22 protein-coding genes are annotated in these 25897 nt (G+C 56.9%); 10 read left to right on the forward strand and 12 right to left on the reverse strand.

The features are described 5' to 3' along the window. Both AC5S26_RS07470 and AC5S26_RS07475 read right to left on the reverse strand, forming a co-directional pair. A complete protein-coding gene (locus AC5S26_RS07470) occupies positions 1-645 on the reverse strand; it encodes a response regulator (RefSeq protein ID WP_494184218.1) in 645 nt (214 codons plus the stop codon). After that, positions 642-2138 carry a sensor histidine kinase gene (locus AC5S26_RS07475; protein ID WP_494184219.1) on the reverse strand — a complete coding sequence of 499 codons (1497 nt, stop codon included), beginning with the start codon at positions 2136-2138 and terminating at the stop codon, positions 642-644. Before AC5S26_RS07475 ends, AC5S26_RS07470 begins: the two co-directional genes overlap by 4 nt. A 105-nt stretch (positions 2139-2243) precedes the next feature. Between AC5S26_RS07475 and AC5S26_RS07480 the strand changes: the two genes are divergently transcribed. After that, positions 2244-3197 carry a bestrophin family protein gene (locus tag AC5S26_RS07480; protein ID WP_494184220.1) on the forward strand — a complete coding sequence of 318 codons (954 nt, stop codon included), beginning with the start codon at positions 2244-2246 and terminating at the stop codon, positions 3195-3197. A 30-nt stretch (positions 3198-3227) separates the two neighbouring features. Continuing rightward, complete coding sequence (locus AC5S26_RS07485; protein WP_494184221.1) at positions 3228-4103, forward strand: universal stress protein; 876 nt, start codon at positions 3228-3230, stop codon at positions 4101-4103. 143 nt (positions 4104-4246) lie between these two features. On the opposite strand, the gene add is transcribed toward AC5S26_RS07485, so the two are convergent. The 4 genes from add to AC5S26_RS07505 form a co-directional block, all read right to left on the reverse strand. After that, positions 4247-5284, reverse strand: coding sequence for an adenosine deaminase (gene add, locus AC5S26_RS07490; RefSeq protein ID WP_494184222.1), 1038 nt, complete (start codon positions 5282-5284; stop codon positions 4247-4249). 9 nt (positions 5285-5293) lie between these two features. Beyond that, positions 5294-6865: an amino acid permease gene (locus AC5S26_RS07495; protein ID WP_494184223.1), complete on the reverse strand. Its 1572-nt coding sequence runs from the start codon at positions 6863-6865 to the stop codon at positions 5294-5296. A gap of 149 nt (positions 6866-7014) precedes the next feature. Further along, positions 7015-7170, reverse strand: coding sequence for a hypothetical protein (locus tag AC5S26_RS07500; RefSeq protein WP_494184224.1), 156 nt, complete (start codon positions 7168-7170; stop codon positions 7015-7017). A 49-nt stretch (positions 7171-7219) separates the two neighbouring features. Further along, positions 7220-10075 carry an ATP-dependent helicase gene (locus AC5S26_RS07505; RefSeq protein WP_494184619.1) on the reverse strand — a complete coding sequence of 952 codons (2856 nt, stop codon included), beginning with the start codon at positions 10073-10075 and terminating at the stop codon, positions 7220-7222. Positions 10076-10300: 225 nt separating this feature from the next. On the opposite strand from AC5S26_RS07505, the gene AC5S26_RS07510 reads away from it, so the two are divergent. From AC5S26_RS07510 to AC5S26_RS07525, 4 genes are all read left to right on the forward strand, one after another. Then, positions 10301-10639 carry a hypothetical protein gene (locus AC5S26_RS07510; RefSeq protein WP_494184225.1) on the forward strand — a complete coding sequence of 113 codons (339 nt, stop codon included), beginning with the start codon at positions 10301-10303 and terminating at the stop codon, positions 10637-10639. Between the two features lie 129 nt (positions 10640-10768). Further along, on the forward strand, positions 10769-11308 hold the full coding sequence (locus AC5S26_RS07515; protein ID WP_494184226.1) for an LOG family protein: 540 nt from the start codon (positions 10769-10771) through the stop codon (positions 11306-11308). A gap of 99 nt (positions 11309-11407) precedes the next feature. Then, positions 11408-12646 carry an NO-inducible flavohemoprotein gene (gene hmpA / locus AC5S26_RS07520; RefSeq protein WP_494184227.1) on the forward strand — a complete coding sequence of 413 codons (1239 nt, stop codon included), beginning with the start codon at positions 11408-11410 and terminating at the stop codon, positions 12644-12646. Between the two features lie 20 nt (positions 12647-12666). Continuing rightward, positions 12667-13101, forward strand: coding sequence for an RrF2 family transcriptional regulator (locus AC5S26_RS07525; RefSeq protein WP_494184228.1), 435 nt, complete (start codon positions 12667-12669; stop codon positions 13099-13101). Between the two features lie 44 nt (positions 13102-13145). On the opposite strand, the gene AC5S26_RS07530 is transcribed toward AC5S26_RS07525, so the two are convergent. The 4 genes from AC5S26_RS07530 to AC5S26_RS07545 form a co-directional block, all read right to left on the reverse strand. Then, on the reverse strand, positions 13146-13577 hold the full coding sequence (locus AC5S26_RS07530) for a gamma-butyrobetaine hydroxylase family protein (protein WP_494184229.1): 432 nt from the start codon (positions 13575-13577) through the stop codon (positions 13146-13148). Positions 13578-13635: 58 nt separating this feature from the next. Further along, positions 13636-14403 carry a sulfite exporter TauE/SafE family protein gene (locus tag AC5S26_RS07535; protein ID WP_494184230.1) on the reverse strand — a complete coding sequence of 256 codons (768 nt, stop codon included), beginning with the start codon at positions 14401-14403 and terminating at the stop codon, positions 13636-13638. Between the two features lie 47 nt (positions 14404-14450). Next, positions 14451-15218 (reverse strand): ATP-binding cassette domain-containing protein, encoded by a 768-nt coding sequence (locus AC5S26_RS07540; RefSeq protein ID WP_494184231.1) that lies wholly within the window; start codon positions 15216-15218, stop codon positions 14451-14453. 156 nt (positions 15219-15374) lie between these two features. Next, positions 15375-17225, reverse strand: coding sequence for an amidase (locus AC5S26_RS07545; protein ID WP_494184232.1), 1851 nt, complete (start codon positions 17223-17225; stop codon positions 15375-15377). A 149-nt stretch (positions 17226-17374) separates the two neighbouring features. Here AC5S26_RS07545 and AC5S26_RS07550 point away from each other — a divergent pair, with 149 nt between their 5' ends. The 4 genes from AC5S26_RS07550 (at position 17375) to AC5S26_RS07565 (ending at position 21598) form a co-directional block, all read left to right on the forward strand. Further along, entirely contained in the window at positions 17375-17911 is a 537-nt protein-coding gene (locus AC5S26_RS07550; protein WP_494184233.1) for a DUF4136 domain-containing protein, read from the forward strand. Between the two features lie 221 nt (positions 17912-18132). Next, entirely contained in the window at positions 18133-18774 is a 642-nt protein-coding gene (locus AC5S26_RS07555; protein WP_494184234.1) for a PEP-CTERM sorting domain-containing protein, read from the forward strand. A 717-nt stretch (positions 18775-19491) separates the two neighbouring features. Continuing rightward, positions 19492-20175 (forward strand): response regulator transcription factor, encoded by a 684-nt coding sequence (locus AC5S26_RS07560; protein ID WP_494184235.1) that lies wholly within the window; start codon positions 19492-19494, stop codon positions 20173-20175. Continuing rightward, a complete protein-coding gene (locus AC5S26_RS07565; RefSeq protein ID WP_494184236.1) occupies positions 20168-21598 on the forward strand; it encodes a sensor histidine kinase in 1431 nt (476 codons plus the stop codon). Before AC5S26_RS07560 ends, AC5S26_RS07565 begins: the two co-directional genes overlap by 8 nt. 44 nt (positions 21599-21642) lie before the next feature. On the opposite strand, the gene AC5S26_RS07570 is transcribed toward AC5S26_RS07565, so the two are convergent. Then, on the reverse strand, positions 21643-24738 hold the full coding sequence (locus AC5S26_RS07570) for an efflux RND transporter permease subunit (protein ID WP_494184237.1): 3096 nt from the start codon (positions 24736-24738) through the stop codon (positions 21643-21645). Further along, complete coding sequence (locus AC5S26_RS07575) at positions 24738-25847, reverse strand: efflux RND transporter periplasmic adaptor subunit (RefSeq protein WP_494184238.1); 1110 nt, start codon at positions 25845-25847, stop codon at positions 24738-24740. Before AC5S26_RS07575 ends, AC5S26_RS07570 begins: the two co-directional genes overlap by 1 nt. Positions 25848-25897 lie beyond the last annotated feature (50 nt).

Here is a 25897-nt window from a genome sequence, read left to right on the forward strand (position 1 = left end):
TCAAAGCTGATCCCGATACTTCTCGATTGCCAGCAGAACCAGTTGCGATCGCGTTCGCACACCTGTCTTTGAGAAGAGCTGCTGCAAGGTGGCTTTCACCGCGCTCTCCGAGATGTTCAGGTTTCCGGCGATCTCCTTGTTGGCGAGACCCTGCAACAGATATCGCAGCGTGATACGTTCCCGTTCGGTAAAGCGGATCGATTCCTGCGGCTGTGCAGCGGCAACCACAGCCTGAAGATACTGCTGGTCGATCAGCACACGTCCCTGCGCTACCTCAACAATCGCACGCTGCAACTCTTCCGGCGACTCCTGCTTGTGGAAGATTCCGGAGATGCCGGCCTTGATCAGGGTGAGCGCGTCCTTGTCGGGCAATCCAGCTGTAACGATCAGAACTTTTCCCGGAAAGTTCATGGCGCGGAGCGGCTCCAGAAGTGCGAGCGCATTCTCTTTGCCGAGATCGTAGTCCAGGACCAGGACATCTACCTCTGTCTTCTGCAACTCTGCCAGCGCCAGTTCAGAATCGCCGCTATGACCAGCGATCAGGAAACGCTCATCCGAATCCAGGAGCCGTCGCAGGCCCTCGCGAAACAACATATGGTCATCGAGCAGATAGATTCGAATGGCGCTCGTCATCGTTGAATTCATGCGTGCTCCTGTTCTGTCTCTGCCGGGTCGAGTTCCGTCGGCTGATCTTCATTATGCGCGGCGAGCAGGGTGATGACAAAGCAGCAGCCGGCGTCGGTGGGCTCAAAGCGAAGCGCGCCTCCGAAGCTCTCAATCAGCGCGCGGGAGACATAAAGTCCCAGTCCCGAGCCGTCGGACTCCGGTCGAAACGGCTGAAACAGGTGCTCGGTCGTCCTCATGCCAGGTCCGGTATCGCAGACTCGCAGAAAGACCCGCCCTTCCTCGATCGAGGTTTCGATGGTGAACCTGGGCTGCGAGGAGCCATTGACCGCACGGAGCGAGTTCTGGGAGAGATTGAGGAGCGTCTGGATCAAACCCTGACGGTTTGCGCGAACAGCAGGGAGATCTTCAGGGATACGCCATTCGAATTCGCCTCCAATCTCCATCCAGTCCTGTCCGATAATGACGTTCACATCCGGGGCGATCTCCTGCAATCGAACGGGGGAAAGCTTCACGCGGGTTTTCTTGCGCAGATCGACCGAAGCGAGATCCCTTAACCCCGTCGCCAGATTCTTCAGCGCGGCAAAGTCTGGATCCCGGGCGATGGCGCTGCTCCTCTCCATATTGGAAGCGACGACGAAGATGGCGGAGCAGAGGTTTCGTATCTCATGGGAGACGGCGCTTGCCAGAATCCTGTCGTGGCTGACGATCTGCTCGTATTGCGCGTGCTCCCGCTCTCGCACTTCGTTCGATATATCCACGACAATGGCAGCCAGATAGCGCTTGTTTCCTTCCTCATAGATGGAAAACCATGTCGTCGTCGGAACCAGAGTTCCGTCCTTGCGGCGCGCCCATGCGCTTGCGGATGTGCTGATATTCCCGATTCCCGAGGGCAGCTTCAATGCCTCATGAAACAGCGGCATGAATTTGCGAATCTCCTGCCCGGGCAAAGCTTGTTCCATTTGCAGCATGGTCCCCGCCGCCCGGTTGGCAGCGACGATTGTCCCATTGCCGTCCATCGTAAGAATTGCCGCGGGACTGCTCTCGGCCAACAGCCTTAGCTGCTCCTGTGCGTGTCGCCGCATGTTCTGCTCATAGCGCAGCCGCGAGTAATGCTTCAACACCACGCGACGCGAATCGGCGATTTGATAGATCCACAAACCGCAGCCGGTATAGGCAATGGTGGCCATACAAAAGCGCAGGAGATGCTCCAGGTGCGTCTCATCCGCTGTAAACAGGCCGCGCGTGTAGGCGCAAAAGGCAGCCGCGATCACGATCTGCCATCGCGTCAGAATGGACGCGGCGATCATGACCGGAAAGATGTAAAGAATCCCCAGCGAGAAGTCGAAGTCGAAATACCACTCCAGCAGGACGAGGACTAACACCAGCCCCGACGCGATCAGGAGAATCTGACCTCGACCATCGGCAATACGCATTCGAACGAAACGTCGGTAGAAGGTGTTCACGCAACTATTAGACGCGGTCTGGTGAAAGGATGGGAGGGGAATAACCAAAAGATAGGCTAGGCTCCATCCTGCGGCAGCACCCAAAGACCGGCTGGAAGATAGCACGTTCCCACATGCGGCTCGCAGTCTAATCAGACTATTGGAGCCCGCTGAATGATTGTTCGAGACCGACTACCGCTAAACAGAATCTGGCCCCAGGCGTGGAAACGGCTTCTTGTCCTGCTTATCTTTGATTGCACGGTCGCCATCGTCTATTCCGTGTTGCATCACAAGTGGATCTCGTTAAATGGGCTTCCTGTCGCTCCTCTGGCCTCGGCACTGACCATCTTTCTCGCCTTTCGCACTAACGCTGCGTACGGTCGATGGTGGGAGGCTCGCCAGCTTTGGGGACAACTGGTCAATACCTCTCGTGCGCTTGCCGTGCAATTTCTCACCATGCTCGATGATGAAACGGAGGATACACATCGTATTCCCCTCAGAAACAACTTGGTTCTCCATCACATTACCTTCACTCATGCGCTGCGTTGCCACCTGCGTAAACAGACCGCGCTCCCTGAAGTCCAAACATTTCTCGGAGAAAGCGTTGCACGTGAGTTGAGTGTCTATAAGAATCTTCCCGCGGGACTTGTCTTGAGAATGGGAAGCCTCCTCCGACAGGCTCGCAATGAAGGCATGCTCGACAGCTTTCGCTGGGCCGCAATCAATGAAAACCTCACAGTATTAACGAATGTCCAGGGTGCCTGCGAGCGCATTAAAAATACACCGCTGCCCCGTCAGTTTGACTATTTGCCTAGCGTTCTCGTCAATGCATTCTGCTGGTTGTTGCCTTTAGTCCTGGTGGAGGATCTCGGACTGATGACACCCATTGCGAGTGTGTTGATCAGTTTCACCTTTATAGCGGCAGACCTCATGAGCCGTGAGATATCGAACCCGTTCGAGAACACCATTCATGACATACCGATGACTGCTCTGTCACGCACGATCGAACTCAATCTTCGTGAGCAGATGGAAGAGATTAACCGCGAGCGTGGATGGCAGGGAAGCACAAAGCATCGTCGGTTGCGGCCTGTCTCTGACGTCCTGCCTGTGGATGGCTTCGTATTTTAGGAAATATTTTTGCCCCGGAAAGGAGCACTTATGCTGCAAAAAGCAACAGAGATCGTATTCGCCACGGACTTTTCCGATTCAAGCCATGCTGTCATTCCGACGGTGGCCCAGTGGGTGGACACGCTGGGCGCAAAGCTGACCATACTTCATGTCTATGACTCGAAGAAGACGCTGTACCGCGAGGCCGAGGCACTCCTCAGGTCTTTCTTCGCGGAAGCGGACAATTATCAGCACTGCGACCGGGTCCTTGTAAGCGGCGACCCCACCGAGGGGATCGCCGCTTACTGCGAGCGGCGACCGAATGTGCTGCTGATGCTCCCTCCCAGCGATCTCACAGGACTGTGGCGTCCCTGGCATCGCTCGTTGCGCGCGCGGCTCATCAAGCGACTCTCGGTTCCGATATGGACGCTTGGAAAGATCAACGTCGGCGACAGCTCACCCTCTGCGGATCGTCATATAGGAGTGTGGCTGGGCGATCCCGAAGAGGGAACCTCTCACCTGCGACAGGCGGCCCAGTATGCTTCGGAGACAGGCGGTACGCTGCACCTGCTGCACGTGGTCGATGAAATCAATGAAGGCTCGCTCCTGAAGCCTCTGCTGTCAGCTGCGCCCATGGGAGAAGAGAGTGCCGATGCATGGCTTCGGGACATGGCCGATACGCTCGACCTCGATTGCGATGTCGAGGTGCACGTTGCGCAGGGAAGGATGTCCCGGGAGCTGCCCCGGCTCATTCGCCGTAGCGGTGCGGATATGTTGGTTCTCAGCCAGTATGGCGCGGTGCATAACAGCTGGATCGGGCCGGAGATCAATCCAGTATTCAAGCAGTGCGCGATCAGCCTCGTCTGTGTGCCTTACTACTCGAAGCTCGAGGATCTTCACCGGCAGGTGGCAGAGTCGGCTGCGTAACCCGATTTATCCGGAGGCAGGGAGGTTCTGTGCGATCGGATCTCCCTGCGCTTCATTGCTCTCTCTTGTCGTCATTCTGAGCCGAAGGCGAAGAATCCTGTATTGCGCCTGCGCAGCCCACGATCTTTCTTCACGAGGCGATTTCATCCGTACTGTTCTACTCGCTGCAGCAGCGCGAGCTTTCTTGTCGGATCAAGGAAGCTCGCCTCCACGGCGTTCGCCGCAAGCTCGCGCATCTGCTCCATGCTGAAACCATACTTTTCCTGCGCCAGGATGTACTCGCCCAGAAGATCGCTCCCGAACATCGGCGGATCGTCCGAGTTCAGCGTAATCATCAGGCCCGAGTCGAAATACTCCCGCACAGGATGTTCTTCGAAGCATTTGCAACACCCCGTTTGTATGTTGCTGGTGATGTTGATCTCCAGCGGGATCTGCTTCCGCGCCAGCACTTCGATCAATTCGGCATCGTGCTGAGCGGTCAGCGCATGCCCAATGCGCTCAGCGCCGATATTGATGGCGGACCAGATGCTTTCCGGCCCGACGGACTCACCTGCGTGCGCCGTCAGCCGTAGGCCCGCAGCCCCGGCCTGTTTGTAGAGCTCACGAAATTGATCGGCGGGTCCACGAGCTTCGTCGCCCCCAATCCCGATGCCGACGATACTCGGATACTTCTCCCGCAGCTCCGCGGCCTTGCGAAAGACTCGCGCGCCCTCTTCCACGCCGAAGTGGCGAACTGCATCGACGATCCACAGCACGGTCGTTCCGAAGTCTCTCTCACCGCGTTCGCGTCCGCGCTCGATCGCCTCGACGTAGGGTTCTACCTCGGCCTTCTTCCAGTAGTAGATGATCCCGAAAGAGACATACACCTCTGCGTGGACTACGCCCTGGCTGGCGAGTTCTCGAATCATGTTGTACGTAATCAGTTCGTAGTCTGCCGGCGCCTTCAGTCGTTCCGTCACCGCCTTGAACGACATCAGGAACCCGAGAAAGTTCTCATACTCGTAAAGAGCGCGTGCGCCTTTGAGCGTCAGGGGCTCTTCGTCATGGCGTTTGCTCAGCTCCACAAGGGTCTCTGGCTTGATGGTGCCTTCTAGATGAAGATGCAGCTCCGCCTTCGGCAGACCGCGTAACCATTCCACAATGTCGATCTCAAAGTTCTGCTTTGCCAGCTTTCGAGCCATCTCTCTATCTTAGGCTTCGGGCGAGTAAAACTCACTTCGCTTTCGGCTGTAGAGCACATAAACTATTAGACCTACGATCAGCCACACGAAGAACCGCAGCCACGTCTTCACCGGCAGTCCCGCCATCAATAGAACGCAGAAAGCCACGCTCAGGACCGGAATGACCGGCCCAAACGGCACCCTGAATCCACGGTGCCTCTCCGGTTGTCGCGCGCGCAGCACGAGGACGCCGATGGAGACCAGAACAAAGGCGAACAGAGTCCCGATATTCGACATCTCCGCGAAGGTTCCTACATCGAACAAGCCCGCTGGAATTGCCACTAGAAATCCCGCAACCCAGGTTGCAAACGCCGGTGTCCTGAACCGTGGGTGCACCCTGCTGAACGCCTTCGGCAGCAGCCCATCGCGGGACATCGCGAACCACACGCGAGCCTGCCCGAGCTGGAAGACGAGGATCGACGAGATCATCCCGACGATTGCGCCCAATAGAACCGCCAGCCTTACCCAGTGCAGGTTGTGACCGCCTGGCATCAGCGAGACCCGCTTCAAAGCATTCACCACCGGCGCCGCATCTCCCGCCACCGTTCTCCAGGGCACCATGCCCGTAAGGACGACTGCAACACCGATATACAGGATCGAGCAAACCACCAGGGTAGCCAGAATTCCTATTGGGACATCCTTTTGCGGGCAGTTGCACTCTTCGCTTGCTGTGGAGACAGAATCGAAGCCGATGTAGGTAAAGAAGATGATGGAACCGCCCGCCAGGACCCCGCTCCAGCCGTTCGGTGAAAACGGAACATAGTTGCCCGGATGAATGAAGCTGATCCCGAAGAAGACGAAGACCAGAATCGCCAGGATCTTCACCAGCACCATGATGTTGTTCGTCCGCGCCGACTCTCGAATCCCGCGAACCAGCACAATCGTCAGCAGCAGCACGATCAGAAATGCCGGAATATTAAATCCAGCATGCCAGCCCGGATTGTAGATGTTGTGTCCCTGGAGATCCTGCAGTCCCAGCGGCAGATACGCGGGCGAAAGCCATTGCGGAGAGATTCTCAGGCCCAGCCAATCCAGCAGATCGACGACATGGGCAGCAAAGCCGACGCTGACGCTCATATTGCTGAAGGCATACTCCAGGATCAGGTCCCATCCGATCACCCACGCCACCAGCTCGCCCAGCGTTGCGTAGGTGTAGGTATACGCAGATCCCGCAATTGGGATCATGCTTGCGAGCTCGGCATAACAGAGCCCCGTTAGCGCGCAGACGATCGCCACCAGCACTAGCGAGATCGCCAGCGCCGGTCCTGCACCCGGCCTTCCTGCAACCGCGCCGCTGGTGTGGTGCAGCATCCCGATGATGAGGTCGATGACGGGCGAATCCGCCAGTTTGACCTCGGAAGCCGGGTTTCCCCCGATCGCCGTGCCGATCACCGTGAAGATGCCGGACCCGATCACTGCTCCGATTCCCAGCGCCGTCAGGCTTACCGGACCCAGCGTCTTCTTCAACGCGTGCTCCGGCCGCTCCGATTCCGAGATCAGCTTGTCGATCGATTTGGTTTTAAAGATTTGCCTGGCCAGCACCCTGCTCCTCAAACAGAATTGTCCGGCAGAGTCGTCCCGGACTCACCCGAGTTACACCATTCAACCTTTAAACTCATCGGGGAGGAGCTACCTTCCAGGCTGAACCGCATTCAGAAATGCAGCCAGCCCGGAAGGCTTCGTGGATGGAACTAGCGCTTCGACGCGCCGCGCGCGAGCTTGCGGACCTTCGCCTTGTTCGAACCGCGAGGTGTCGTCCGCTTTGCCTTCGGAGCTGCCTTCTTGCGTGCCGCCCGCTTTACCTGCTTGCGTTCTGCCTTGTCTGTAATGCTCTTGGTATTTGCCATCAGTCTCTTGCCAATCTCTCTTTAAGGGTAGTTTCAAGGAAACGAAACTTTAGAGGCGCTCCAGCTGGGCAAACTTCTCCACCAGCTTCTTCACGCCATGCTGTTGAAATTGTACTGTAATCTTGGCGTCATCCCCATCTCCTTCGCGACGAAACACCGTTCCTTCGCCATACTTCGGGTGACGCACCCGTGTCCCCTGTTTCAGCCCGGTCTTGCCCGTTGGCTCTGGAATGTCCAGTTTTGAACGGCCTGGCCTGGCTTCAGGTTTCCCTCCGGGCCTCTGTCCCCGCCCTGCAAAGAAGCTGGCTATATTGTCCAGCGACCCCGAACCACCGGTTATTCCCCGCCCAGAACCCCCTGGCCGACTGGCGCGCGATCCCTCATGACCGCCGCTCTGGTCCTCATCCTCATAGCTCCAATGGCGCTCGCCTTCCTCCTGCCCGCCACGGAACCGGTTCGCCTTCGGATAGGGCGTCGAATACAGCCCGCTGTAGTCTCCGCTGAACTGTGGCCTTGCCGGAGGGCTTCCCAGGTCTTCCACCAGCCGCGACGGGACCTCCTCCAGAAACCGTGACGCTACGCTCGCTTCCGGGGAATCATTGCCGTAGCGCCGCCGATACCGCGCCCGCGTCATCACCAGGGTATCCATCGCCCGAGTCATCCCTACGTAGCACAGCCGTCGCTCTTCCTCCATCCCCGCCGGATCCATCATCGTACGCGCGTTCGGAAACAGTCCCTCCTCCATGCCCGAGAGGAACACGAGGGGAAACTCCAGTCCTTTGGCCGCATGCAGGGTCATCAGCGTCACCTTCGCCTCAGCCGAGTACTGATCGGCGTCGCTCGACAGCGCCGCGTGATCCAGAAACTCATCCAGGGTTTCGCCACGCTCCTCGGCGTCCTGAGCGGCGTTGGCGAGTTCTTTCAGGTTCTCGATCCTCGAAAAGCTCTCCGGGGTCCCTTCGTCTTCGAGCGCACGAATATATCCGCTCCGGTCGTTCAAAAACTTGATCAGCTCAGGCAAAGTCGCCTTGTCCCCGGGAGAGCGAAATGCCGGGCGCTCTCTTCCTGAGCTGGAAAAAGGAGTGTCATCCTGAGCGGAGCGCAACGGAGTCGAAGAATCTGCGTTCTTTCCGGGTGCCCCATCTTCGCGGCGGCTTTCTGCCGCCAAGGTGGGTTTGCCGCCCCGACCTTCCTTCAACACCACGGGAGCAAACGGATTGAAGCTCGCAGAATCGATCCCATGCCGCTCATCTGAATCCCTGGCGTTCTCCGCCGCGATCGTCGAGATCTCTTCACTCGGTCCAAAGTCGAAGGCGAAATTGAAGCTGGTGTCAAACTCTTCGCCGTCCCCCTCATCCTCCTCCGGCTCCGAAATCTCAGGTATATCTTCTTCCTGTTCTGCCGCGAGCTCCGAGACGTCAAACGACACATCGCCGCCTTCATCTCCCTGCACATCCTCCGCCAGCTTCTCCGCGAAACCCGGCCCCAGCATCGCGCGCGCATCTTCGATCAGCCTGCGAAATCCCTCCAGCGCGTTCAGCGTTCGCTGCGGCAGCAGCCGTTCCTCTACCGCCCGAGCGATTGCATCCCACGTGCTTAGCCCCGTGCTCAACGCCATCCGCTCCAGCGTCTCCATCGTTGTCTTGCCGATGCCGCGCGCAGGCGAGTTCACCACGCGCTGAAGCGCGACGGAATCATGCGGATTCTGCACCAGCTTCAGGTAGCTCAGCAGGTCCTTCACTTCGGAACGGTCATAGAAGCTGAAACCGCCCACCATGTGGTACTGAATCTGGTAGCGCCGCAGCGCCTCTTCCACCAGTCGCGACTGAGAGTTCGTCCGATACAGCACCGCGCATCGCGGCTCGTCTTCTTGTTGACCCGCCTCGCGCAAATACCGCTGAATCCGATCTGCGATAAACAGCGCCTCGTTCTCGCCATCGGGAGCCTCGTAGTACCCAATCAGTGAGCCGCCGTCGCGCGAGGTCCACAGATTCTTCCCCTTGCGCTGGGTGTTCTGCGCGACCACAGCGCTTGCGCCCTCAAGGATCACCTGAGTAGAGCGGTAGTTCTGCTCCAGCCGAATCGTCTTCGCGTTCGGAAAGTCTTTTTCAAAGTCCAGGATGTTCTTGATGTCTGCGCCGCGCCAGCTATAGATCGACTGGTCCTCATCGCCCACCACGCAGATATTCTTCTCCGGCCCTGCCAGCAGCTTCATCAGCTCATACTGGGGACGGTTCGTGTCCTGATACTCGTCGATCATGACGTAGCGATAGCGCCGGTTGTAGCGCTCGCGTACCTCGGAAGAAGACTTCAGCAACCGCACCGTCTCCAGCAGAAGATCGTCGAAGTCCATCGCATTCGCCTTCGCCAGTTCCTTGCGGTAGATCTCGAAGATGTGCGCGATCTTTTCCTCGATGGGGTTGGTCGAGGCAAGGAAATACTCCTGCGGATCGATCATGTGGTTCTTTGCCCAACTGATTCTTCCAAGCGCCACACGTGGCTTCAGGCTCTTGTCGTCGATGCCGAGCCGCTTCAGCGCGGTCTTCACTACTGCCTGCTGGTCCTGCTCGTCATAGATCGCGAAGGTCTTCGTCAACCCAACGCCATTCACGCGCAGAGCCTCGATGTCGCGCCGCAGCACGCGAACGCAGAAGCTGTGGAAAGTCGCAAGCGTCGGCTTTGCCAGCGACGAGTGGCCAAGGATCTTGTCCACTCGCTCGGCCATCTCTTTGGCGGCTTTATTGGTGAAGGTCACCGCGAGGATGCCATCGGCAGGCACGCCGCGCTCTTCAATTAAATAGGCGATTCGGTGCGTGACCACTCTTGTCTTGCCGCTGCCCGCACCCGCAAGCAGCAGCACAGGACCATCCACCGTGCGAATCCCCTCTTGCTGCTGAGGATTCATATTCTCTAAAAGACGACTCAATCTGGTACACGCTCCACATTCAATTTTAACCTTCCCGAGACATTCACACCTTGCACAAGCTTTCCGTCACCATTTCCACACGCTTCGTCACTTAGCCAAATCTAACGGAACTTCTGTGAGTCCAATGCGTATAGACATACGAAGGGCTTCTGAACCATGGCAGCAAGCCCATCGTTCTTAACGTAAAAAACCGGGAGCTATAAAATGAACTACCGTAAATTTGTTGCAGCTACTGTCGTCGTCGCGTCTTCTCTGCTCGCATCGCCCGCTGTCTATGCCGCAACCAGCGTGCATTCGCCTGTTCAAGCGATGTTCGGAAAAACGAAGACCATCAAGCTCACCTTCATGAATGACTCCGGGTCTCCCATTGAATTAAAAGCTGGTGAAGAAGTCATCAAGCTCGAAGCGGGCAAGCCTACGGTTGTGAATCTCACTCCAGGAACCCGCATCGTCTCTACCACCGCAACCTCAACGCACGAGGCCGGCTCGCTCATCGCTGAGGTCACCAGCTCGCTGAATGGCGCAATCATTCACATCAAATAACATCGAAAACAATAGCAACCCGGCCTTTGAGGCGGCGTCCTGATCAGGACATCGCCTCAAGGGCCGCAATTCAACCCATCCCTTTCAAATTTCATACTGCCATTTTGTAAGCCTTGATATTCTCAAGGTGTGATCCGCAATGCAGCCATCTTCTGCGCCTCCTCCGACGGTGCGAACCCCCTGTACCTTCAATCTGCCATCGCACTCGGCCGCGCCCTCGCCGAACAGAACATCGGCGTCATCTACGGCGGAGCCAACGTTGGCCTCATGAAGGCGGTTGCGGAATCCTGTCTTGCCTGCCAGGGCCGTGTCGTTGGCGTCATCCCCGAAGTGCTCGTCGATACCGAGGTCGCTCATCGCGGCCTGACCGAATTGCACATCACCACGACCATGCACACTCGCAAGGCCAAGATGGCCGAGCTCGCCGATGCCTTCCTCATCCTGCCCGGCGGCTTCGGAACCCTCGAGGAGATGTTCGAGGTACTCACCTGGCAGTATCTGCGCCTGCACCAGAAGCCGACCGTACTGATCAACATCAATGGCTTCTATGACAAGCTGCTGGGCTTTCTCGATCACTGTGCCACAGAGGGTGTCCTCAAGCCGCGGGCGCGTGAGCTCCTCCTCGTCGCCAATAATGTCGAAGATGCTCTCGCCCTGTTGAATCTCTGACCTCACAGTCCCTAGACAAGATCGATTACCGCGCATTTCTTGTGTTAATCGGGCAGGTCCGTAAATATGTATTTAAAATACATATTTCCCGGAGGAAGCATGCTGCAACAGCAGAAGGACATCGTCAAAGCAACTATTCCCGCGCTTCAGCGACATGGAGAAGCCATTACCGGCGTCTTCTACAAGACGCTCTTTGAAGAGCATCCCGCTCTGCTCAATGCCTTCAATCCTGCCAATCAGCAAAATGGCGGCCAGGCCCGCAGTCTCGCCGCGTCCATCCTCGCCTACGCTTCTCACATCGACAAGATGGATCAATTAGGAGGAATGGTCAGCCGCATCGGGCACAAGCACGCCAGCCTCGAAGTGCAGCCCGAGCACTACCCCATCGTCGGCGATCATCTGCTTCGCGCCATCCATTCCGTCCTCGGAGAGGCCGCGACCCCCGAGATCCTCGACGCCTGGGAAGCCGCTTATCAGCAGCTGGCCACCATCATGACCGGCCACGAGCAGAAGCTTTATGCCGATGGCCGTTCACAGCCCGGAGGATGGGCCGGTTATCAGCCACTCACCGTCGTTCGCAAAGTCCCGGAGAGTGAGACCATCACATCATTCCACCTTGCTTCGCAGACCGAGCAGCCTCTTCCCCCGTTTCTTCCCGGCCAGTACCTCGCCGTGCGCGCGCATGTGGCCGATGCTCCCTTCCAGCAGATCCGTCAATACAGCCTCTCCGGCATCAGTGATGGACGCACCTACCGCATCAGCGTCAAGCGTGAGCTTGCTCCCGCACACATCGCCGCGGCCAACAACGGTCTCATCTCCAATCATCTTCACGACGACGTTCAGGAGGGAGACACCATCCACGCGCACGTTCCGCAGGGAGACTTCGTTCTCCGCGACAGCGATCGGCCTGTTGTGCTTCTCAGCGGAGGCGTCGGCGTTACCCCGGCCATCTCCATGCTGCATCACCTTGCTCTCCATGCGCCGCATCGCCCCGTTCTCTTCGTCCACGCCACCATGCAGGGAAGTCATCATGCCTTCCGCGATGAGGTTCGAACGTTGACCGGGACGCGCTCTCATCTCCGTACGCTGACCTTCTATGAGAAGCCCTCCTCCACGGATCGTTCCGGCATCGACTACGACAACGCCGGTCGCATCTCTGCCGAGACCCTTCTTCCCCATCTGCCGCAACAGCCGGCGGACTTCTACTACTGCGGGCCCGTCGGGTTTATGAACGCCGTCGACAACCTTCTCGACTCGCTTAACATCCCCTTGGACTGTCGTTATAGTGAAGCTTTCGCCCCCGATCCCTCCTTCGCGACCGAGATCGCTCGGGCGTAGCAGAAGGAGTATCCGTACCCATGAATATCACCCGCTTCTCGGACCTTGCCCTGCGCCTTCTGATGTACCTCGGCAGTCGTGCCGAACCCATGCAGGCCACGGTCACGGTCCGGGAGGTGGCCACTCTCTTCAACGTTCCTTACGCTCACCTCGTCAAGGTCGCATACCAGCTTGGGCAACAGGGATTCCTCATTACTACGAAGGGCGCCGGCGGCGGTCTTCGCCTCGCCCGTTCCGCCGAATCCATCCGGCTTGGCGAGATCCTCCGCATCACCGAGCCTTCCGACGCTGTGATCGATTGCGTCACACAGCCCTGCCCGCTCGCCGGAGCGTGTCTCCTCAAAGGGGCTCTCGACAGCGCCTACGCCGCTTTCCTCGACACACTGGACCGGTACACGCTTGCCGAAGTCGCACGTACTCCGCGACTCCAGAAGCTCGTAGCACTTAAGACTTAATCAAACAGCGGATACCTCGAAAATAAGAACTCAAGAGCGAGTCCTCAGGCATGTATTCTGCAGGCTTCGCACTGACACACACGTCGCAGGTACTCCCACGAATAGATTCCGCTCTCGTGGCCATCGCTCCATTTAAATTTCATCGCATACTTGCCCACCGGAGTCACCTCGGTCGGCCTCACCGGAGCCTCATACATCGGCAGCAGTGTCTGCGGTTTCGGCTTCGCCTCGCCCGGCTTTCGCCCGGACTGTTCGCGCTCCTCGTGGCAGGTTGCACAGGGACAGGCAAGTCTCAACCACGCGAAGTTCCACTCGCTGGTGTGCCCATCCTTCCATTCAATCTCGACTCCAGTGCCTTCTGTCTTGTGCACCCGCACCTTGGCCGGAGTCACCGCGTCCGCCGGCAGCTTCTGCTCCATCGCTGCCTCGCGCGCGGCCTGTTCCGCGTTCACAAACCTGATTCCTTCATGACTCATGCTTCACCTTCTTATTCCGTCCATCTTGCCTGCTGAACCGTCCATGCCGTCCATCGTTTCACCCGTTCCTCCAGAAGAAGTACGCGGCCATCGTACAGCCTGTCACCACGACGATTGCTCTGAGCACGCCTGCATTCATCTTTCGCGCGTACTGCGCCCCTACATAGCCCCCTGCGCCTGCAAACAGCATGGAGACGACGCAGTAGCGCCACACCACGGCTCCGGTCGCGACAAACGTCAATACGGCGCAGAGATTCGAAAGACATGCGGCCAGCACCTTGAGGGAGTTCAGCGCATGCATCTCTTCCACGCCGAACAAGGCCAGTGCCGTCATAATCAGGAATCCGGCACCTGCCCCGAAATAGCCGATGTAGAAGCACACCGGAAACAGCGCAAGCAGCAGTGGCAGCGGCGCAATCTTTCTCTCCGCATGCGGAACCGTGGACCGTCGCCGGAGCCATCGCGATACCGGCCCGCTCAGACCGAACAGTAGGGAAGCGGTCAGCAGCAGCCACGGCACCAACCGCAGGAAGGTAACCTGGCGCGTGTGCAAAAGGACGACCGCGCCGCTTACGCCACCGAGAACAGAGGCTCCGCAAACCACAGGAAGCAGATCTCGCCTTAAATCGTTACGCAGAGCTGCTACAGAAGTTAACTGTCCCGGCCATAACGCGACGGTATTCGTCGCATTCGCCTGAATAGGAAGCACACCTATCCCAAGCATGGCAGGAAAGGAGAGAAACGATCCGCCCCCCGCCATCGCATTCATCACCCCTGCGACGAGCGAGGCAGCGACCAATCGAATATAGGGCCAGTGCGAACTCAATTCGGAGAACATCCATCTACCATTGTATCGACTGGGGTGAGCCGGTCTTAAGGAAGCCAAATCTCCGGGGTTGCTCCAATCAACTCGCGGGTATAGGCCTCTGTGGGCGAGTCGCAGATCTGTTGGGCCCCGCCCAGTTCCACCAGCTGTCCCTTCTGCATAACCGCCACGCGGTCGCACAGATACCGTACCAGTGGCATTGAATGCGAGATAAAGAGGTACGTAAGGCCGTACTTTCTCTGCAGATCGCGCAGCAGGTTCACCACCTGTGCTCCCACGCTTACGTCCAGCGCGCTCACGGGCTCATCCAGCACTACAAACTCCGGCCGCAGCGCCAGCGCGCGCGCAATATTGATCCTTTGCCGCTGCCCTCCGCTAAACTCATGCGGATATCGCCCAAGGGCGCCGGTCTCCAGTCCCACCTCGGCCAGCATCTCGGCGAGCCGATTCTTTCCGTAAGCTTCTCCGTGGATCGCAAACGGCTCTGCCAGGATCTCCTTCACCGTCATGCGCGGATTCAAGGCTGCGTAGGGATCCTGAAACACGATCTGCATTCGCCGCCGCAACGTCCGTAGTTCGCCCGCATTTGCCGCCAGCAGATCGCGCCCGTCATATTCCACTGCGCCTGCCGTAGGCTCAATCAGGCGCAGCAGCATCCGGGCAACCGTACTCTTTCCTGACCCTGACTCCCCCACCAGCCCCAGCGTCTCTCCCCGCTGGATCGTGAACGATACGTCGTCCACCACGCGCAGCCCCGCGCCATACTCCTTCACCAGCCCCCGCACGTCAACCAGCACCTCAGCGCTCTTCATCATCGAACCCTAACAATTTCAACCTTCACCTAACCACCTCAACGGCCATGCCAACATCTCAATCGTCATCTCTGACCGACGAAATCGTCATTCCGAGCGAAGCCGGGGAACCCCTGTATTTCGCTCGAACGGGTACATAGTCTCCCCCGACCCAAACCCTCAATCCAGCTTCGGGTGAAGCCGATGGAACCTCGTCGCCTCCTGGTAAGCCCGCGCGAACGCTGCCAGGCGTGCGTCGCTGTATAACCCGCCCAGAAACGTCAGTGAGACCGGTGTTCCCGGCCCACCCACATTCTGCGGATGACCATCGTCCCTATGGTCGGGCGGCGGAGCATCCTCTCCTCGTACTCCATTCGGCACAATTACTGCGGGGTGCCCGGTAAGGTTCGTGGCCGTCAACTGCGTACCGAACGATGGCGTTACAACCACATCCACCTCGGCAAAAATCTTCTCCATCGCCTCCATCGCAAGCGTCCGTGCCCGCTGTGCCTGAATATAGTCAACGGCAGAATAGAAACGCGCCACGCGAAAGGTATTCGGCCATTCGTTCGCCCCTTGCTCTGTAAGCAGCGCGTCTTTCCCGCTCAGGGTCAGCTCATCGAATGCAGCCGCTGCCTCCGCCTCAAGCACCGGTTGTATATCCCCGAAGTGATATCCCTTTGGCAGCTTCACCTCAACCAGCTTCGCACCCATCTTTTGCAGAGATGGCAAAGCCGCCTGCGCGTATTTTGCGTCATACGTCTGACGCGCATAGTCTCTCGCCTGTTCCTCCGTAGCGTTTTTCGGTATCTCCGGTGAGTCGAACTCGCTCTTCAGATAGCCGACCCGCAGCTTCTTCCAGTTGAACTCTGCGTCCCAATTGAAGGCCGCATTCTGGACGCTGCGGTCCTGTCCATCCGGCCCATAGATCGCGCTCATCACCAGAGCGCAGTCTTCCACCGATCGGCAAATCGGCCCGAGCTTGTCCATTGTCCAGGTCAGCGCCATGGCCCCGGTCCTCGGAATAAATCCGAATGTTGGCCGCAACCCTGTTGCTCCACATCTCGTCGAAGGCGACGAGATCGACCCCAGTGTCTCCGTCCCAATCGCAAACCCGACACATCCCGCGCCGACTGCCGAGGCCGATCCAGCCGATGATCCCCCCGAAGGCTGATTCGTATTCCACGGACTCCGCGTCATTCCGCCAAACCAGATCGGGCCGCTTGCCAAGGCTCCCATGCTCAGCTTCGCCACCAGCACCGCCCCCGCTGTGTCCAGCCGCTGCACTATGGTGGCGTCATAGTCGAACTGCTGCTGCTCAAACCCTCCCGCGCCCCACGTCGTGCGATATCCCTTTACCGCCAACAGATCTTTTGCTCCCCAGGGAATCCCGTGCAGCGGCCCACGATACTTGCCTGCCGCAATCTCCCTGTCCGCATCCGCGGCCTGCTTCAGAGCACGCTCCTCCGTCAGCGTAATCACGAAATGGAGTCGAGGGTCGTACTTCTTCAGGCGCGCCAGGTACATCTTCGTCAGCTCCACCGAGCTCACCTTTCGCGTCTTTACCAGCTCCGCCATCTCACGGACCGAAGCAAACGCCAGCGAGCCCTCCCCGCTCGAAACCAGCCCCTTCACCTCCGGAGCCTTGCTCATCCGCATCGGCCTTCGCTCCGTCTCCAGCTTCATCCCGGCAGGGACCGGATCGAAGATAAACGCCGGAGCAACATGGTTTGGAATCTTCATGCTCCGAATCACCAGCACCGAATCGCGCTGCTTCTTCAGACCCTCCAGCATCATGGCCTTTTGCTCGGTAGTCAGCTTCACCGCCGCGATCGCCGCAGCCGCATCGATCATCTCCGGCGTAATCGCCGCCAGGGCATCATGACCCACGCCCGCGCCAGTCGCAGCTTCAGGGGAAGTCTGCGCCGCCATTCCCCACAGCACTCCTGGCAGCAGCGTCTGCCCCAGACCCATCGCCGAACACACTCCCAGAAACCGCCGCCGATCCAACCCGCCAGATTGTCCGCTCATTCCGGCATTATTGCATTTGCCTTACACCGTACTTCAACTGGCCCCTTCGCGAGTGAGGTGGTACATTTCTCTCGTTCGAGGTTCCTGCCAGGAGCCTATGTGAAAGCCACGCTCGCGGCAGACCTAATTCGTTTAGGAAAGGAAGCTGCATGCGAATCTTCACGCCCCTCCGCCTTACGCTATCCCTCTTCGCGTTCCTTCTACTCTCCGGCGCAGTGTTCGCGCAGAAGATCACCACCGACTACGATCACGGGGCCAACTTCTCCGACTACCACACCTACGCCTGGACCAAGGGAACTCCCGTCAAAGACCAGCTCATGGATCAGCGCATCCACGACAACATCGAACAGCAGCTTGCCTCCAAGGGCTATCAGAAGGTCGGCGATCCCGAGCAGGCCGACGTCCTCGTCGCGTATGACGCCGCAGTAGGACAGCAGGCCCAGCTCAACACCATGGGCATGGGAGGCTGGGGCCGCGGATGGGGCATGGGAGGCCAGATGGCCACCACGACGGTCGACTACATCCCCGTAGGAGCCCTCTCCGTCCGCATCGGGGACAACAAGACCCACAAGCTTGTGTGGCGAGGAACCGCCTCGGAGACCCTCAAGGACAAGCCTGAGAAGGTCACCCAACAGATTCAGAAGGCCACGGCAAAGATGTTCGCCAAGTACCCGCCCAAGAAGTGAAGCCTTATAACAGAGAGTCTTCGAACGTAGAACGACGTACTCGCAATACTTGCGAATTACCACTTTAATCGAACAATAATCGCAAGTCTTTGCGTTATTTAAGGAGGCAATTGCCTAAAATTTACTGAAAATAAGCTACTTAAGTAAGCGTCAGATTTGGCCGGTAATGTGCTTTCTTCCTTAGCAGCAATGCATTGCATGCAATTGTCTAGGAGAAATTCATGGCCCGCTTTTCTGTTGTACTTGCTTTTGCCTCTCTGGTTGCAGGTTCTTCTGCGTTGCTTGCTGATCCCATCAGCTATGCCCACGCAGGCTCGATCGCGACCACAACAACCTTCACCGTGGCAACAACCGGAGATCTTACCGGCACCTTCGTCTTCTCCAACGCTGGTGGGACGGACTTCCTTCGCCTCATCAATTTGACCACCGGTTCGGCCAGTGGCTATTTCTTCAACAACCACACGACTGCAACCGGGACCATGCAAAACTTCGGCCAGTTCAACGCAGGCGATCTCATCGCCATCGATATCTACAACCAGACCAACAACCAGACCTTTAGTACGGATCCTTCTCGTAGCATCGATGGTGTAAATCACGGCTATGCCGCTCAGTTCACCGGCGGAGTCATCAATGGGGTCACGCTGCCCGCCGGTATCTATGTCGGTTTGGAAGATCTTCCCTTCGGTAGATCGGATATGGACTACAACGATGATACGGTTCTCTTCAATAACATCATCATCGCCACGCCGACTCCTCCGGTAGTCTCCGTTGCCCACGCACCGGAGCCCGGCACATTGCTTCTCCTGGGCACGGGCATGCTGGGAGCCGCCGGGGCTCTCCGCCGCCGCGTCTTCAAGCGCTAAAAACGTCTCTGCGCAAAGGGCTGGGTCGCATTTTTCAGACCCAGCCCCATGTCGTATTTGAAAGTTGTGCTTGACGGTGTAGGTTGCTGAAATAAATGAAACAGTTTGCCAGAAATGATTAAATAGCTCTATAAGTTATTTATTTTCAATGTCCTACAGAGTCGCTCCATTAATCATCCAAGAGTATCTTTCTGGAAAAACAAACGTTATTTGCAACTGAATTACAGGATCTCTCTTTTGAAACTGAAGCCTATCGAAGTCGAAGGCGTGCGTTTCTTCGTCAATGAAACCTTGCTCGTATCGTGAAAGTCACCACAGAGTTCAAGATGTAGATTGTTGAGGGCCGGGGAACGCTCCTGGCCCTCAATCTATTCGGCATCCGAAGACCGATATCTACTGCTGGTTTACCGGGTAAATCGGTAAGTCCCGGTATTACAAGACGAGGACCACCGGTCATCGAGTTTTCCCTTGCGGATGGTCCGCCGACTCACTCTTCAAATAACGTCGGTGGCGGCGGCGAAGACCGCTGATAGAAGAGCCCAAAGAAGTCATGGGGAAACTCTTTGGTAATTTTTGCAGGGAGCGGTGCTTGAACGAGATGGGCATACGATGTTCCAACGCCGATCTTGAGCTCACCTTACGGCGGGACAACGGAGAAGCTGCCATCTTCAGGCGAGTTTAAGTAACGATTGCAACAATTAATATGAGGCATCTGACATGCGGGTTTTGTTGGTGGAAGACGAGATCAGGTTAGCGGAGAACATCGTCGCCGCACTACGTGAAACTGGATTGGTGGTGGACCATGCGCTCGACGGGGAAGATGGGTCGCATATGGCGGAGCAGGGGATCTACGACGCGATCATTCTCGACCTCATGCTGCCGGGAAAAAGTGGACAAATGGTTTTGAGTGATCTAAGACGAAAACACCTTCGGACGCCGGTGTTGATCCTAACGGCTCAGGAAGGGAAACAATCCATCATCGAATTACTTAACGCCGGGGCCGATGACTACCTCAGCAAGCCTTTCGATCTTGGAGAGCTCATCGCAAGGGTCAAAGCTGTCATTCGGAGAGGAAAGGGGGTCGCCCACTCGAAGCTGACAGTTGCCGATGTCGAGGTGGATACGATTCACCAGACAGTGACCCGGTGCAGCGAGACGATCGACCTTTCGCCAACGGAATACAGGATATTGGAATACTTTGTCCATCGACCACGGGCTGTAGTTTCCAAAAGAGAGTTATTAGAACATCTCTATGACTTCGCATGGGAACATCATTCCAACGTGGTGGAGGCCCATATCTCAAATCTGCGTAGAAAGCTGAACTCGGTTGGCGAAGAGCCCCTCATCATGACCTTACGTCATCGCGGATATCGTCTTTTCAGCGGCACACAACGTGACTAATCAGTCGATATCCATCACGCGCCGCCTTGTTGCGGCAGTCCTCATCCTGGAATGTCTCTCTGCCCTGATCCTTATTGGTGCCGTGACTGTGCACGAGTACCACGTGCAGCTGCAGGCCTTCGACGCCTCGCTCATGGGAACGGCGCAGGCCCTGATGGGAGCGGTCCAGGACGCCGACGATGTCTCTGACAGCCTGAGCTTCGATATGCAAGGCATGTCTTTGGATAAAAAGGCGATCTATCAGGTCGAGGAGAAGAATGGACATGTACTTGGTTCGTCAGGGAATCGCGCGGCTCTTGGTGAACTTCTGACTGCGAAGGACGGGTTCCATGAGATTGCAATTGGAGACCATCGATTCCGTTTCGTCGTTTTTCATTCTATTCGCGTCATCGATCCTGAGACTCCAGGCGGAGGCGTTCGGCATGAAGTGACTGTGATCTATGGCAGCCCGGTTGGCAGGGTTTGGCATGAGGTCTTTGAGGCCATACGATTCATTGCGATTACAACCGGCCTTCTCCTTGGTCTCACCGCGTTGCTAATGGTCTTACTCATTCGTAAGTACCTGGCTCCAATCCATCAGCTGGCCGAGGAAGCAAATAGGGTCAGCGTCGTGAACTGGAAGTTCGATTCTCCTGAAAGCGCAAAGCGGACAGTTGAGTTGCGCCCGCTGTCTCGAGCGCTCGAATCGGCGTTGGCGCGGGTTCAGCTTTCCTTCGCGCAACAGAAGCGGTTTACAAGTGATGCGGCCCATGAATTGAAGACCGATGTTGCAATCGTGAAGTCGTCGTTGCAACTTCTCGCCATGAAGAAGCGCACCGTCGAAGAGTATGGCCAGGGGTTGGCCCTAAGCCTCGATGACTTCACTCGCCTTGAAACTACCGTCGAAAGACTATTGACCCTTGCCAGACTGGAGCAGCCGATTACAAGAGAAGATATATTGGCAGCTTCCCGCGTCTGTTCGCTTAAGAAAGCGGTGGAAGAGGCCTTGCATCAAAGTGCGGCCTTCGCGAAGTTGAAGGAGATTGAGGTTACGGCATCTCTCGATGAGAACACGGTAGTTCCTCTCGATCTGCGCGACGCGCTCCTGCTTTGTTCGAATGTGTTGGTGAATGCGGTGCAACATACTCACAATCGAGGCAAGATCCATATCTCCCTCACGCGCCGGGATGCGGAAGTGGTCCTTGAATGCAAAGACTGGGGCGAAGGGATCTCAGAAGAAGACCGGCCATTTGTGTTCAATCCGTTCTATCGGAGCGATACCTCACGAAGCCGAAAGAGTGGAGGAACAGGCTTAGGGCTTTCTATCTGCAAGGCGATCTGCTCCAGGACCGGGGGTTCGATTGATATTATGAATCACGACGAAGGCGGCGCCGTGGTGGTCGCCGTTTTGCCAGCGCACCTTCCGACCTCGATATTCAGATAGCTCCGCGCGCAGCGGGCCCGGCCGGCAGGCCATTCCCTCTTGGTTTAAGCCGTCTCGGAAAGCTGACGGGTTAAGAGGTAATAGACGACAGGTGTCACGATCAGGCTGAGCACCATGGAAATCGTGAGTCCACCGATTACGGCGATTGCGAGGGGTTGAAGCATCTGTGATCCAGAGCCCAGGGCGAAAGCCAAAGGCAACATGCCGCAGATAGCGGCGGTCGCCGTCATGAGGATCGGACGGAGACGACGCTGTGCTGCATGGATCATCGCATCACGCGCAGAAACTCCTTCTTTCCTGTAACGCTCATCGGCATCGAGTAGCAATATGCCATTTTTGGCTACGATGCCGATGACCATGATGAGGCCCATAAACGATGCCACATTGAAGGTTGTGCCAGTGATCATCAGAGCGAAGACTACACCGGCAATCGACAAGATAGAGGAGACCAAAATGGCTGTGGGAGCATAAAAGTTGCGGAATTCGATGAGTAGAACTCCGAAGACAAGAACAAGAGAGAGCAGGAGCACGCGAAGAAGCTCGTGAAAGGACTGCTGTTGTTCCTGGTAGGTCCCGCCATATTCAATGCGAACGGTGGATGGTAAGTGCATCGCTTGAATCGTTTGCTGGACCTTCGAGATTGCTGTCCCGAGGTCCGATCCTTCGAGACGGGCCGTGACGGTAATCAATTGTTGCAGATTCTCTCTCTTGATTTCGTTCTGAGGAGGAAGTTGTGTGATCTGGGCAAGGGAGCCGAGAGTGGCTAACCTGCCGCCTGCACTGTTGAAGACCGTGTTTTGGATCGTATCGAGCGATTGACGTGTTTCGTCGCCCAGCCTGACGCGTACCGTGTACGGCCGTCCATTGGCGATCAATGGATCCGTTGTTGTTACGCCGTCGAGGATCGAAGTCGCGTCTTCTGCCACCTCCGTTGGAGTAAAGCCCAGCCTGGCTGCGACGCTGGGATCGATCTGGAAGTTTGTCGCAGGTCCACTGATTGTATTGTCGATGCCATTCTGCACATCCACGACACCGCCGATTTTGCTGATCGCAGCTCCAATGCGCGGACCGAGATCATTCAGAAGGGTACGATTGTTGGCAAATACCTTGATCTGGATCGGTTCAGGTGCATTTGAAAGATCGCCGATCATATCTTGCAAGACCTGAGTAAACTCTACGTCAAGCTCGGGTTCGGTTTTTTTGATTTCAGCACGAGCGTCGGCGATGACTTCATCGATGCCCCGATCACGTTTTGTCTTCAGTTTTACTGTGATGTCACCAGTGTTTGCCTCGGTAACTGCGGCCAGGCCCATTTGAAGACCGGTGCGGCGTGATGTGCTCTCGACTTCTGGCAGGTCACGAAGGATCCGTTGCACGTGGTCGAGGACGCGATTTGTCTCGGTCAACGAGCTGCCGGCCGGCATGATGTAGTCGAGAATGAAGCCGCCCTCATCCATCTCGGGGAGAAGGTCCGAACCAAGAGCGTTATAAGACAGCCAGGTTCCGCCCACTAGAAGGACACAGAGGCCAAGCAGGACGAACGGTCGGTTAAGCGACCATCCAAGACCTTTCTCGTGCCATCCAAGGATCGACCGCATTAGTTTGCCATGGTCTTCATGGGACCGGCTTTCGCCTTCACGGCGCTCACGAAGCAGGACGAGACTCAAGGCTGGCGTCCAGGTGACGGCCAGCAAAAGAGAAGTCAGCAATGCGACCGTCATCGTAATGGCGAGGGCCCGGAAGAAACTTCCTGTGACGCCAGTTACCGAGACGAGAGGAAGAAACACAACGACGGGAGTGATGGTCGAACCGACCAGAGGAACTGCGATCTCCTTGAGCGCAAGCCGTGCGGCCTGGGAGCGAGTTTCACCGTGATCTCGATGGAGCACGATATTTTCGACTACGACGATAGCGTCGTCGATGACCAGTCCGATTGCAGCGGCCAGGCCACCGAGGGTCATTAGATTGAAGCTTTCGCCGATCGCCCAGAGAAACAGAATGGTGATCGCAATCGTAACTGGAATGACCAGACCTGCGACCAAGGACGAGGTCCAGTCGCCTAGAAACAGGAAGAGAATGAGACAGGCGAGAACGAGTCCGATCAAAATTGCATCGCGCACACTGCGGATGCTCTCTCGCACGAGCTCGGATTGATCGTAGTAAGGTTCAAGGTTGACGCCTTGCGGTAAAGCTTTCTTGAGTTGTTGGATCTTGACCGCGACCGCATCGGCTACGGCAACTGTATTGCTTGAAGGCTGGCGGGCAATATTGAGGAGAACAGCCGACTTTCCGTTGGCCGTTACTGCGGTGTAGACGGGAAGTACGCCTGGCTGAACTGTTGCAACGTCGCCAACCCGAACAGGAGTTCCGCTCGCAGTGGTCTTCACGACAAGTCGACCTAACTGATCTCCATCGTGAGCTTGCGCTCCGACGAGACCGAGGATCAACTGGTGGTTCGCCTCATAAAGACCGGGTGAATCGATAATGTTGGATGCCTGGACGGCATTGGCGAGGTCGAGAATTGTAACTCCGGCAGTCTGCATGCGCGCCATATTCGGCACAATGTGGAACTCCGGAACTTTGCCGCCCTGAACTGTGACCGTACTGACGCCAGTTACCCGGTTCAAAGGAGGTTTCAACTGATAGGTTGCAAGCTCCCATAACTGGGTCTGAGGCAACTTGTCTGACGTAAGACTATAGCCAAGAATCGGAAAGGTGGCGAAGGTTAGACGATTCGTAGTAATGACGGCTGTTGCAGGAAGCGTCTGACGTACTTTGCTGAGCGCTGCATCTACCAACTGGAGCGTACGAAACGTATCGACGCCCCAATCGAAGAAGAGACTCACTTCGGCAGATCCACGACTGGTCGTTGATCGGACGGTTACCAGACCCGGCACGGAATTTACGGCGTCTTCGATGGGCTTTGTGATCGTGACCTGCATCTGTTCGACCGGCATGACGCCGTTATCGACGCCGATGACGACACGAGGGAAGTTGGTCTCAGGGAATACCGAGATCGGCACCTGTTGAGCGGCATAGATGCCGGCTAGGGAAAGGACAATGAGGAAGAAGAAGATCGGACCCCGAAATCGCACGAGCCAGAAGGGGCGTGGTTGAACAGTATTTGGAGGCTGCGGCATTATTTATCGCCTCCGGCATCTTCTTCTGGTTTGCCGACCTTGACCTTAGTGCCATCGTCAAGGCCGTATCCACCCGTAGTGATGACCGTCTCCGATCCGGTCAGGCCCTCAGTGATCTGAATGTCCTCGCCGTCATTGATTCCAAGTTGGACTGCTTTCTTGTGAGCGACGCTATCTGTCCCAACGACCATGACCGACTTTGAACCATCTTCGCCGGTCAGGATCGCGCTGAGCGGTATCTTGACTGCTTTCGTGGCGGTGCGGCCTGTGATCGAAGTGCGTACGGGTGTGCCTGCTTTATATTTGCCTGCTTTGTTATCCAGCTTGAGCCATACTTCTACCGTCGTGCTGCCAGGATCCAATGCTGGGCTGATGAGCGATACCGTGGCAGGAAGCGGCTCGTTGACTCCGGGCACCAGGATGGAAGCCTCGTCTCCAAGGCTCAGATGCTGGGCGACGGTCTGTGCGAGGTGAACCTTTGCCAGTAATGCGGAGGTGTCCATCACAGTAATTAATGTGCTGCCGGAGCTCACGGTTTCACCGGCGAACAGTGGGCGGTCTGTTACTACACCCGAGATAGGGCTATGAATCTCGGAGTAAGAGACCTGAGCCGTAGCCGCCATATATTTACCCTTTGCGGATGCGAGTTGACCCTCCGCCTGTTTTAGAGTCGCTTCGCGGCTGACCTTCTGCTGCGAGTTGAAGTGGTTCTGCGCTACGTCAAAAGCAGCGTGTGCCTGTACCAATGCAGCAACTGCGGTGTCATAGTCACGACCTGCAATAGCGCCCTCCTCCAGGAGCTTCTTTCTTGACGCAACGATCTCTTCCTGGAGCTGAAGCTGGGCCTTTGCCTGCGCCAGATCCAGTTCAGCCTTGGTATAGTCTTCTGGAACCTGCGCCTTCGTCTGCATGCTATAGGCCGCTTCGGCTGCGTCGAGTTGCCCCTTATTGTCTACGGCCAGGGCGGAGAGGTCACGGTTTTCAAGGACAGCCAGCAGGTCTCCTTCCTTGACTTTGGATCCGCGTTGAACGAAGAACTTGCTGACTGGAGCCGTGATCTTCGGAGCAATCGCGGCCTGCGCCAGGGGTGAAAGAGTTGCATCGGCCATGATGCGCTCCGATATCTCCCCAATCTCCGGCTTTTCTGCCTGGACTGTAA

The organism is Edaphobacter sp. FHG110511_03 (assembly GCF_059115365.1).